The 10612-nt window shown below is 44.7% G+C and carries 8 protein-coding genes, 10 tRNA genes and 1 rRNA gene; 1 reads left to right on the forward strand and 18 read right to left on the reverse strand.

Annotation, left to right across the window (positions count from 1 at the left end; translation table 11 throughout):
- Positions 1-166: 166 nt before the first annotated feature.
- The 6 genes from glmS to sigW form a co-directional block, all read right to left on the reverse strand.
- Positions 167-1969 carry a glutamine--fructose-6-phosphate transaminase (isomerizing) gene (glmS, locus tag AC3EBE_RS23925; RefSeq protein WP_488597541.1) on the reverse strand — a complete coding sequence of 601 codons (1803 nt, stop codon included), beginning with the start codon at positions 1967-1969 and terminating at the stop codon, positions 167-169.
- A 675-nt stretch (positions 1970-2644) separates the two neighbouring features.
- Complete coding sequence (glmM, locus tag AC3EBE_RS23930) at positions 2645-3994, reverse strand: phosphoglucosamine mutase (protein ID WP_488597542.1); 1350 nt, start codon at positions 3992-3994, stop codon at positions 2645-2647.
- A 38-nt stretch (positions 3995-4032) separates the two neighbouring features.
- Positions 4033-5265: a CdaR family protein gene (locus tag AC3EBE_RS23935; RefSeq protein ID WP_488597543.1), complete on the reverse strand. Its 1233-nt coding sequence runs from the start codon at positions 5263-5265 to the stop codon at positions 4033-4035.
- Positions 5258-6085 (reverse strand): diadenylate cyclase CdaA, encoded by an 828-nt coding sequence (cdaA, locus tag AC3EBE_RS23940; RefSeq protein WP_488597544.1) that lies wholly within the window; start codon positions 6083-6085, stop codon positions 5258-5260. The genes AC3EBE_RS23935 and cdaA overlap by 8 nt, the downstream gene beginning before the upstream one ends.
- A gap of 366 nt (positions 6086-6451) precedes the next feature.
- The gene (locus AC3EBE_RS23945; protein WP_488597545.1) at positions 6452-7090 is read right to left on the reverse strand and encodes an anti-sigma factor family protein; all 639 of its coding nucleotides are present in this window, start codon (positions 7088-7090) and stop codon (positions 6452-6454) included.
- A 16-nt stretch (positions 7091-7106) separates the two neighbouring features.
- On the reverse strand, positions 7107-7670 hold the full coding sequence (sigW, locus tag AC3EBE_RS23950; protein ID WP_488597546.1) for an RNA polymerase sigma factor SigW: 564 nt from the start codon (positions 7668-7670) through the stop codon (positions 7107-7109).
- 249 nt (positions 7671-7919) lie between these two features.
- Here sigW and AC3EBE_RS23955 point away from each other — a divergent pair, with 249 nt between their 5' ends.
- On the forward strand, positions 7920-8090 hold the full coding sequence (locus tag AC3EBE_RS23955; RefSeq protein WP_488597547.1) for a Spo0E family sporulation regulatory protein-aspartic acid phosphatase: 171 nt from the start codon (positions 7920-7922) through the stop codon (positions 8088-8090).
- Positions 8091-8129: 39 nt separating this feature from the next.
- Here the strand turns inward: AC3EBE_RS23955 and rocF are convergent, their stop codons facing one another.
- The 12 genes from rocF to rrf all read right to left on the reverse strand — a co-directional run bounded on the left by rocF (position 8130) and on the right by rrf (position 10604).
- On the reverse strand, positions 8130-9026 hold the full coding sequence (rocF, locus tag AC3EBE_RS23960; protein WP_488597548.1) for an arginase: 897 nt from the start codon (positions 9024-9026) through the stop codon (positions 8130-8132).
- A 204-nt stretch (positions 9027-9230) separates the two neighbouring features.
- Positions 9231-9306, reverse strand: a tRNA-Ala gene (locus tag AC3EBE_RS23965).
- Positions 9307-9309: 3 nt separating this feature from the next.
- Positions 9310-9384 (reverse strand) — tRNA-Gly (locus AC3EBE_RS23970).
- 72 nt (positions 9385-9456) lie between these two features.
- Positions 9457-9529, reverse strand: a tRNA-Lys gene (locus AC3EBE_RS23975).
- A gap of 60 nt (positions 9530-9589) precedes the next feature.
- Positions 9590-9664 (reverse strand) — tRNA-Gln (locus tag AC3EBE_RS23980).
- Positions 9665-9718: 54 nt separating this feature from the next.
- Positions 9719-9803 (reverse strand) — tRNA-Tyr (locus tag AC3EBE_RS23985).
- A 95-nt stretch (positions 9804-9898) separates the two neighbouring features.
- Positions 9899-9974 (reverse strand) — tRNA-Thr (locus AC3EBE_RS23990).
- A 25-nt stretch (positions 9975-9999) separates the two neighbouring features.
- Positions 10000-10075 (reverse strand) — tRNA-Val (locus AC3EBE_RS23995).
- A 49-nt stretch (positions 10076-10124) separates the two neighbouring features.
- A tRNA-Glu gene (locus AC3EBE_RS24000) sits at positions 10125-10199 on the reverse strand.
- Positions 10200-10219: 20 nt separating this feature from the next.
- Positions 10220-10292: transfer RNA gene (locus AC3EBE_RS24005), tRNA-Thr, on the reverse strand.
- Between the two features lie 42 nt (positions 10293-10334).
- Positions 10335-10409, reverse strand: a tRNA-Asn gene (locus tag AC3EBE_RS24010).
- 79 nt (positions 10410-10488) lie between these two features.
- Positions 10489-10604: ribosomal RNA gene (rrf, locus tag AC3EBE_RS24015) — 5S ribosomal RNA — on the reverse strand.
- Positions 10605-10612 lie beyond the last annotated feature (8 nt).

Below are 10612 nucleotides of genomic sequence, written 5' to 3' on the forward strand. Positions count from 1 at the left end.
CCTCAGCACCACCGCATTTTACATATAAAAAAGCCCCGTGAATATATCCACTCTCTGGATACACACACGAGACTTTGTGCAAACTTTTTTCTTCTTAGGCAGATTTTTTTCTCATTCTGCAAACTTTATTTTGTTTTGACAACACTCACCAGGTTTTTTAGGTTTTTTATTCAACCGTTACCGATTTAGCCAGGTTGCGCGGCTTATCAACGTCACAGTCGCGGTGCAGCGCAGCATAATATGAAATCAGCTGCATCGGGATTACTGAGATAAGAGGTGTTAACAGGCTGTTCACTTCTGGAAGCACGAAGCGGTCTTCGTCTGTTTCCAGTCCGGACATTGAAATGATGCACGGATTTGCTCCGCGGGCAACGACTTCTTTGACGTTACCACGGATGCTCAGGTTTACGAAGTCTTGGGTTGCAAGGGCGATGACTGGTGTGCCTTCTTCGATCAATGCGATCGTTCCGTGCTTCAATTCTCCGCCTGCAAAGCCTTCAGCCTGGATATAAGAAATTTCCTTTAGCTTCAACGCGCCTTCTAGGCCAACGTAGAAGTCGATTCCGCGTCCGATGAAGAATGCATTTCTTGTAACAGTCAGGTATTCGCGGGCAATGCTTTCGAACTCTTCTTTATCATCGCAAAGAGCTTCCATTGCAGATGCGATAATACCCAATTCCTGAACAAGGTCAAAGTCTACTTCATGGCCAAGGCCGCGAGCTGTAACTTCAGCTAAAATTGACAGAACAGCAAGCTGTGCTGTGTAAGCTTTTGTTGAAGCAACTGCGATTTCCGGACCAGCATGCAGCAATAATGTGTAATCTGCTTCACGGGACAACGTAGAACCAGGAACGTTTGTGATTGTTAGTGCTTTATAGCCCATTTCCTTCACTTGAACGAGAACCTGGCGGCTGTCCGCAGTTTCACCGCTCTGTGAGATGAAAATGAATAATGGCTTTTCAGATAGAAGCGGCATATTGTAGCCGAACTCACTGGAGATATGGACTTCAACAGGAATCTTCGCCAATTTCTCAATGAACTGCTTGCCGACAAGACCTGCATGGTAAGATGTACCCGCAGCGATGATGTAGATGCGGTCAGCTTCCTTCATGGCAGCTACAATGTCAGAGTCGATTTCAAGAGCACCTTCACCATCCTGGTAGTTCTGGATGATTTTGCGCATTACAAGCGGCTGCTCATCGATTTCCTTGAGCATATAATGAGGGTAAGTACCCTTTTCGATATCGCTCGCATCAAGCTCTGCAGTGTAAGGAGCACGAGTGATGACTTCTCCTTCAAGGTTCTTGATTGTTACGCTGTCCTTTGTAACAAGAACCATTTCCTTGTCCATCAGTTCAACATATTGGCTGGTTACCTGGATCATTGCCATAGCGTCACTAGCTACAACATTGAAGCCTTCTCCAAGACCGACTAGAAGCGGGCTCTTGTTTTTCGCAACAAAGATCGTATCATTGTTTTGCTCATCGATAAGGGCAAGTGCATATGAACCATGTAAAAGTGTCAGCGTCTTACGGAATGCGTCTTCCACGCTCAGACCTTCATTAACGAACAGTTCAATCAACTGAACGATTACTTCTGTGTCTGTTTCACTTTTCAATTCAACATTTTGCAAGTACTCGCGCTTTAACAGATCATAGTTCTCGATGACACCATTGTGGACAAGAGTCAGCCTGCCAGTTGAGCTCTGGTGCGGGTGAGCGTTCACCTTGCTTGGCGGACCATGAGTAGCCCAGCGAGTATGGCCGATGCCGGCATTTGCCATTACATCGTGGTCAACCGCGTCGCGAAGGTCAGCAATGCGTCCCTTTTCTTTGAAGACATGCACGCCATTGCTGTTGATAACAGCGATTCCCGCAGAGTCATAACCTCTATATTCAAGCTTTTCCAGGCCTTTTAATAAAATCTCTTTTGAGTCATTATATCCAATATATCCAACGATTCCACACATAACTTCTTTTCCTCCCATAGGACAGGGGGCAAGAAGCCTTCTTAGGGGCAGCTTGCCCCCTTATCTCATATTGTATTGGTTAGAGGTCAGACTTTTTAATCTTTCCCCCGCTAATTTTAGCATCCCCTTCTCTTTGTCCATTAAGTTGCCAAAATGTTTTAAAGAAGGAATTCGCGGCTGTGCTTTCAGCCGGGAGGCATCCGCCGAATATTCGATAAACCTCCACCTCGTCAACTAATCCTAAGAGCCGTTCATGGATTAGTCCTGGCGCTTTAAGTTTTCTATTACAACCCCTGCCCACCTTTCAACTGGTTTGGTGTTTTTGAATTTTTTTTACAAAAACAGGATTATCATACATGATACTGATGAATCCGTCAATAGAAAACATAGGGAACAGCCTCCCTGTACAATTACCCCTCACAGGTTTGCTAAAACTCCCCTTCCTAAATAAATATGCAAATAGGCTTTCTTTCGTTCCTTATAACCTTTATCTGTCATAAAACAAGGCTGTTCGGCCTTATTCTACAAAGCATGTTCCGGATCCACGGTGGTTAAACTTACCTGTTAATAGGCTTGCTAATATTTCTAGGCTGTGGATTTAGAATCAGGATATAACAGTGCCTTTTTAAAAAAAGCCTAAGCACTGCAAAAAAGTGCTTAGGCCTTGAATCCGTTCTATTCTTTTAAACCCATTTCTTCTTCTACTACAGATGCGATGCGGCTTACGTATTCCTGGCAGAGCTCAGCGCTAGGAGCTTCAGCCATGACACGTACCAGCGGCTCGGTTCCGGAAGGACGAACAAGGATGCGGCCATTCCCGTTCATTTCAGCTTCAACCTGTTCAATCACTTCTTTTACTTTCTCGTTGTCTGTTACGTGATGCTTATCCGTTACACGGATGTTAACAAGTACCTGCGGGAACTTCTTCATTTCGCCAGCCAGCTCTGAAAGCGGCTTTCCAGTCACCTTCATGATATTTGCCAGCTGCAATCCTGTCAGAAGGCCGTCTCCAGTTGTGTTATAGTCCAGGAAGATGATATGCCCTGACTGCTCACCGCCAAGATTATATCCATTCTTCTTCATTTCCTCAACAACATAACGGTCGCCAACTGCCGTTTGGACACTTTGGATGCCGTGTTCTTCAAGGCCCTTGTAGAAGCCAAGGTTGCTCATGACAGTTGAGACGACAGTACCCTGCTTAAGCTGTCCTGTTTCCTTGAGGAACTTACCGCAAATGTACATGATCTGGTCGCCGTCGACGATAGTGCCTTTTTCATCAATCGCGATCAGGCGGTCGCCATCGCCGTCAAAAGCAAGGCCAAGGTCTGCACCCTTTTCCTTCAAGAATTCAGCAAGTGCGTCAGGATGTGTCGATCCTACACCATCGTTGATATTAAGGCCATTTGGTGCAGCACCCATTGTTGAGATGTCCGCATCAAGGTCAGCAAATAAGTGAGTCGCAAGCGATGAAGTGGCACCGTGAGCGCAATCCAAGGCGATATGCAGGCCTGTGAAGTCTTCATCAACACTTTGCTTAAGATATTGAAGGTATTTCTGGCCGCCTTCAAAGTAGTCAATAACCTGTCCAAGGTCAGCACCAACAGGACGAGGCAGTTCATCCTTTTCAAGATCCATTAGTTGTTCAATCTCAAGCTCCTGCTCATCTGAAAGCTTGAAGCCATCCGGTCCAAAGAATTTAATGCCATTATCCGCAACTGGATTGTGCGATGCAGAAATCATAACCCCTGCCTGTGCTCCTAGTGCTTTTGTCAAGTACGCAACACCCGGAGTGGAGATGACACCGATCCTCATTACTTCGGCTCCTATTGATAATAGGCCTGCTACTAGTGCTCCTTCAAGCATATGGCCAGAAATGCGCGTATCGCGGCCAATTAACACCTTTGGTCTATCATGCTCTTTTGTGAGGACAAAACCTCCGAAGCGTCCCAGCTTGAAAGCCAGCTCTGGTGTCAGCTCACTATTCGCAACGCCGCGTACCCCGTCTGTACCGAAATATTTACCCATTCTTTAAATCTCTCCTTGTTTGAAAAATTGCAGTCAAATTATGCTTCTTTTTTCGCAACAGTGATATTGGCCTTTTCTTTCGCCAATTCCCAGGTGATATTGTCAGGTGCTGTCACCTTTAAATCTACTTCATGCTCTCCCTCACCAAGACCGGACACATCCATCAGTATTTTAAAGCTGTCCGCATCCAGGGATGATACGATGTCGCTTGGGCCAGACACCGATATTGCTGTCTGCCCATTTGCAGGATCGAGAAAATCAATCTGGAATTCATCAGCCATCCCTTCAATTTCAATCGGGATATTGGAGACTGTTTTCTCGGATTGTTTTGTCACACTGACAGAGACTTTCACCGTTTCTGGGGCCACCTTCACTACCCCGTTAGCGATGATGACTGGCAGCGTGAGCACCGTGTCATCTGAAACCTCACTTACATCTACTTCGACACGCACCTTGTCTATATTCGCCAGGACATCAGGGTCTGCAATGATTTCAGCTTCCTTCGTGTCCAGCTTGATAGAATCGATTGTCACTCCTGCAGGTGGTTTTCCCTTTTGTACAATATCGATAGGAACCTTTTTGCTCGAGCTTTTTACAGGTATGGTAACTTCAACTGTCCCAGGCTCTACCTGGACATTCAGCTTGTTCATATCTTTATCTAAAACAAGCACGCTCGCTTCACGAGTTATGCTGTCAGATATCTTTCCGTTTGAATTAACGGTTGCTTTTACATAAGTGATTCTGTCAATGATATCCTTGGCTCCAGTAATCTGTACCCTGCTAGGCGACACGGATGGCTTTTCGGCAATATAGCCTTCTTCTACAAGGCCGCGGCTAAATTCTGCCTCTACCTTGAATTCCTTCGTCACCTTTTCCTGAATGGACACATTCGCATAGCCAGGTTCAATCGTGACAGTCAGCCTGTCAGAAATATCCTTTATGGTAATCGGAACTCGCTGCTTGCCCATTTCCGCCTTCGTCAAATCAACAAACACTTCAAAACTCCGCAGGGCTTTTGCCTGCTGTACGAGGTTTTTTGGACCCTGCAGCGTAATCGTTACCGTTTCCGGAACACCCGATACAACCAGGGTATCTGTGTCATAATAAGTTTTTACCGGAACCTCTTCAATCGTCTCCACCTTCTCATCAGAAGGCACATTGACATCTCCTGGCTTATTCGGATCGTTTTTAGGGACAGACCCAAAGAGCAGGATTGCAAGAACAAGGGCGACAATTTTAATGAACCATGGGTTATCCATGAGTCTATCCATTTTTCTTCCCCCTCCAATTCCAGCGGGTAGAAGCAGCCTGCTTGATTCTTGATGGGGAAATCAGCTCAGCAGTGAGCAATTCCCTTAATGTATCTCCGCTTAGATCACGGTAAAGCTCTCCGTTTCTGGTAACAGAAACATTTCCTGTTTCCTCAGAGACGACAATTGTGATACTGTCAGTTACTTCACTGATTCCAAGCGCGGCCCTATGCCTGGTACCCAGCTCCTTCGAAATGAAGGGACTTTCGGAAAGAGGCAGGTAACAAGCCGCAGCCGCAACATTGTTTTTCTGTATGACGACAGCTCCATCATGAAGAGGTGTATTTGGTATAAACAAATTGATCAGTAATTCAGAGGAGATTTTAGACTGAAGCGGAATGCCCGTTTCAATATAATCACTCATGCCGGTTTCCCGTTCAATTGAGATTAGGGCTCCGATCCGGCGTTTCGCCATATAATCGGTTGCCTTGATAATGGCCTCCACCATTTTTTCCTCATCTTCCTCTTCTTGAAGGCCGGATCTCGAGAATAGCCGCCCTCGCCCTAACTGTTCAAGCGCTCTCCTTAATTCCGGCTGGAAAATGATGATGATGGCCAGGAATCCCCAGGTCAAAACTTGTTCCATCATCCAGCTGAGTGTATTCAATCCGAAGAAATCACTGACGAACTTTACAATCAGGATCACAAATATTCCTTTTAAAAGTTGAACCGCCTTTGTTCCCCGGATAATAGCAATCAGCTTATAAATGACGAACCAAACCAGGAGAATGTCAACAATATTGGCTAGGTATTCCAATAGGTCGAAATCCGCAAACGACATTGCACTTCCTCCAAATGTTTAGTAAGGCTCTTTTCGTATTTATGTGTGGCATTTCCAATAGAGCATAAAAGATGCTTATACAGGAAAATGCCCTGCCGCAAAGTGAAAACAGCCATAGAACAGCTCTTTTATTTTTGCAGGTCACCAGTATTCGTCGAAAACAGCGTATCAATAATATGCAAGTTCAGCTGCATTAGCATTTTTCCAAAAATATATGTAACTTTCTTATTATAACATAAGTGAAGTTTAATTAATAATGATGTAAATACTGGGCCCTGCTCTCAATAAAACTGCAAGCAATCAGTTTTAATATACCATTGAATTGGAATCCCGCTTGTAAATGCAACCAAAAAGAAACAGTCTTTCCTACTGGAAGGACTGTTCCTTTTCCTCATGTTCAAACAAGTCTGCAGTGCTCTTCGCAGTCTTTTTTATATGGTACCAAATCCATTCAAACACTTCATTTACTTCTGTGATTTCACCGGTCACATTTCCAGCAGATGCGAGATATTGCTCACCATTAATAACGGTGACATTCCCCTGTACCTCTCCCTCAATCTTCACTTTGCCGTTCCTGACCACGACATCCCCCTTTACCACTTCCCCTTCAGGGACAATGACCGTATCATTCTCAACAATCAGATTCGGCTGCTTTGAAACCGAAAATTGGTGCTCTTCATTCCAGGTGGTAAGGATACTGCCTGTCATCAATGCGATGAACAGCGATGCTGCTGTTAAGATGGGATGGCTGCGGAACCAGCGCTGGATTTCTGTCTTCTTCTTTTCCTTTGGCAGCCCAGCCATTACCTTTGAGGTAAAATCAGCTGGTGCCTGGATGTGAGATGTGCTCTGCACCAGCGCAATTGCCTTGTTAAGCTCACGGAAATATTCCTGGCACTCCTTACAGCTGTGCAGGTGCTCCCTTAAAATCTTTTCGTGCTCCTCGGTGATTTCTTCATCTAAATACTCGTGCATGTATTCATAAATATGTTCTGGACATTTCATTTCTGTTCACCTCACATTATACGTGTCGCAATTGCTGTCTTAGGGCTTCCCTGCCTCGGTGTATTCTCGTCTTCACTGTACCCAGCGGCAGATCAAGAATTTCACTGATTTCATTAAGGCTAAGCTCCTCAATATACTTTAATACGATAACCGACCTGTATTTATCGGGTAGTTTTGAAATTTCTTTTTGAATTGTATCCTGCAATTCTATACTTTCGACCTCATCCTCAGGCAATGGCGTATCAGACGGAACCTGCGAATACATGTTCAAGCCCTCTGTCCCCGGCACCTCCGCATCAAGAAAATAATCTGGTTTCTTCTTGCGTATCCGATCTATACACAAATTGGTAGCAATTCTGTATAGCCATGTTGAGAACTTAAGATTTTGGTTGAAGCTCTTGATATTGATATATGCGCGGATGAACGCTTCCTGTGCAATATCCTCTGCTTCATGCCGATTCCCCAGCATCCGGTAGCATAGCTGAAACACCTTGTCCTTGTATATTTCAACTATCTCACCGTAGGCATTTTGGTCTCCCTTGATTACTTGCTTTATCCTTTGTTTAACGATGGTTTCCATTATTTTACCTCCGCGCTTCATGCGGCTAATCGATATACGAATCGATTCCGTAAAAGGTTTCGTTTTTTATGTAAAAAAATAAAATACACACAGAGCTGTCGGCTAACAGACAAATTGTTTATAATATCGACTTTTTTTGTCACAAAAACTCAGTAAGTTAATATTAACAAATTTTTACCAGCTTGGTTTAAAAACTTTTAACCAGGGGTATAAATGGACTATATTTATTGAAAGCGAGGAATATTTGCAATGTCTGCTGAAGCTTTGTTGAAGGATATTGAAAAATGCCGAAAAGAAATGGTCGAACTCGCAGCAAGAACCTCGCTATCCAACCAGCGGGTGGTTGACATCAGCATAAGATTAGACCGTTTACTTAATAAATATTATCATTTATCTGCTAATAAAACCGTTATTGGTTAAATTAAAGGAGCAGCGCATTGCGCTGCTCCAATTTTATTTTTACAAAAGCTTTTCACCGAATAAAGAACCCATAAGGGCAACGGCTGCAATCGCCGTTTTATTTTTCTCATCAAGGATCGGATTAACTTCAACAAACTCGGCTGAGGTTACAATCCGGGATTCTGCCAGCATCTCCATTGCCAAATGGCTTTCACGGTAGCTGATTCCGCCAATAACCGGCGTTCCGACTCCTGGTGCGTCAGTCGGATCCAATCCATCAAGATCCAGAGAGAGATGGACTCCATCCGTGCGGTCCTTTAAGTAACTGATTGTTTCTTCCATTACTTGCGCCATCCCAAGACGGTCTATCTCATGCATAGTAAATACTTTGATGCCAATTTCCTTGATTAACTCCTTTTCTCCCTCATCAAGAGCCCTTGCACCAATGATCACAATATTTTCTGGTTTAACCTTTGGAGCATATCCGCCGATTTGGGTTAGTGATTCATGTCCAATACCCAGGCTGGCAGCAAGAGGCATTCCATGTATATTTCCTGATGGTGATGTTTCTGCTGTATTTAAATCCCCGTGTGCATCATACCAAATGACCCCAAGATTCTTATAATGCTTAGCAACTCCGGCCAATGTTCCAATTGCAATACTATGGTCGCCTCCCAGCACAAGCGGGAAAGAACCTGACTGGATGATTTTATCCACTTCCTCACACAGCAAATTATTTTTCTCTGCTACAAGCTCAAGGTTACGAAGGTTGCTATCAGGATCAATCTTAACCTCTGGCCTGCCAACCGAAATATCTCCTAAATCATGTATTTCATCAAATAACTCTTTTAGTCTTTCATTGATTCCAGCATAGCGGATTGCACTTGGACCCATGTCAACGCCTCTTCTCATTTGGCCTAGATCCATAGGCATCCCTATAATAGACAGCTTTCTCATTCCAACCCCTACTTTCTCCCCTTTTCAATCCATTTTAACCGCTTTCATTCGAATGACTCAACTGGACAATTTTATGAATATATATACGGTTTGGAATTGAGTGATTATTCAGGAGGGAAGTCTCACTATCCAAAGAATTCTTCTATAAGGGAAATAAAAAAAGCCATGAATCCCATAGGATTCATGGCTGAATATGTAGTGTGATGGTGGAGCCTAGCGGGATCGAACCGCTGACCTCCTGCGTGCAAGGCAGGCGCTCTCCCAGCTGAGCTAAGGCCCCAAATGGAGCGGAAGACGGGATTCGAACCCGCGACCCCAACCTTGGCAAGGTTGTATTCTACCACTGAACTACTTCCGCATATAAATATTATATAGATAAGACCCCTGAAAATAAAGTATTAAGTTTATTCTTAGGGGTCTGTTCATGGAGTGAGCCATGAAGGACTCGAACCTTCGACCCTCTGATTAAAAGTCAGATGCTCTACCGACTGAGCTAATGGCTCATAGGGTTAAGTTACCCTAAATATCGTCCCTTAAGCATCAAATGCATAAAAGAAAATAAATGGCTGGGCTAGCTGGATTCGAACCAACGCATGACGGAGTCAAAGTCCGTTGCCTTACCGCTTGGCTATAGCCCAATTGAAAAATAAAAAGGACATCAGAAACTTGTCCATTTTTTGTATGTATTAAAGTGGTGGAGGGGGACGGATTCGAACCGCCGAACCCTGAGGGAGCGGATTTACAGTCCGCCGCGTTTAGCCACTTCGCTACCCCTCCACATATATATAGCTCCTACACTTAGATAGATGCTCAAAATCCCTTCGGAATTTTTCGCATGCTTCCGCTGAAGTTAATCAGAGCAGTAAGAAGCATGGTGCCGGCGAGAGGACTTGAACCCCCAACCTACTGATTACAAGTCAGTTGCTCTACCAATTGAGCTACACCGGCAAGATGATGTAAGTTTGAATAAATATGGTGGAGGATGACGGGATCGAACCGCCGACCCTCTGCTTGTAAGGCAGATGCTCTCCCAGCTGAGCTAATCCTCCATATTAATGCTGCACTTTTTAAGGATATTTTTTCGTTTTGTCGAAAAAATGGTGACCCCTACGGGATTCGAACCCGTGTTACCGCCGTGAAAGGGCGGTGTCTTAACCGCTTGACCAAGGGGCCATTCTAATTAATATTTTCAGAGCTTCCAAGCGGGCTCGAACCGCTGACCTCTTCCTTACCATGGAAGTGCTCTACCTGCTGAGCTATGGAAGCATGTTGCTGCCAGCTCAAATGATCAGTGTCATTTAGAGTAAGTGGCTCCGCAGGTAGGATTCGAACCTACGACCGCTCGGTTAACAGCCGAGTGCTCTACCACTGAGCTACTGCGGAATAGTGGTATAATTTCATAACTCTATGCAGTGGTTTCCATGCCTCATCAAGGAAGTTTGTCCAAGATGAATCATGCATTGCCCGGCGGCGTCCTACTCTCACAGGGGGAAACCCCCAACTACCATCGGCGCTGAGAAGCTTAACTTCCGTGTTCGGTATGGGAACGGGTGTGACCTTCTCGCCATCGCCACCAGACAATTTTT

This window comes from Mesobacillus sp. (assembly GCF_057785455.1).

Coding starts and splice junctions, on each gene's coding strand:
- glmS (WP_488597541.1), bottom strand. CDS start 1,969: ATGTGTGGAATCGTTGGATATATTGGATATAATGACTCAAAAGAGATT.
- glmM (WP_488597542.1), bottom strand. CDS start 3,994: ATGGGTAAATATTTCGGTACAGACGGGGTACGCGGCGTTGCGAATAGT.
- AC3EBE_RS23935 (WP_488597543.1), bottom strand. CDS start 5,265: ATGGATAGACTCATGGATAACCCATGGTTCATTAAAATTGTCGCCCTT.
- cdaA (WP_488597544.1), bottom strand. CDS start 6,085: ATGTCGTTTGCGGATTTCGACCTATTGGAATACCTAGCCAATATTGTT.
- AC3EBE_RS23945 (WP_488597545.1), bottom strand. CDS start 7,090: ATGAAATGTCCAGAACATATTTATGAATACATGCACGAGTATTTAGAT.
- sigW (WP_488597546.1), bottom strand. CDS start 7,670: ATGGAAACCATCGTTAAACAAAGGATAAAGCAAGTAATCAAGGGAGAC.
- AC3EBE_RS23955 (WP_488597547.1), top strand. CDS start 7,920: ATGTCTGCTGAAGCTTTGTTGAAGGATATTGAAAAATGCCGAAAAGAA.
- rocF (WP_488597548.1), bottom strand. CDS start 9,026: ATGAGAAAGCTGTCTATTATAGGGATGCCTATGGATCTAGGCCAAATG.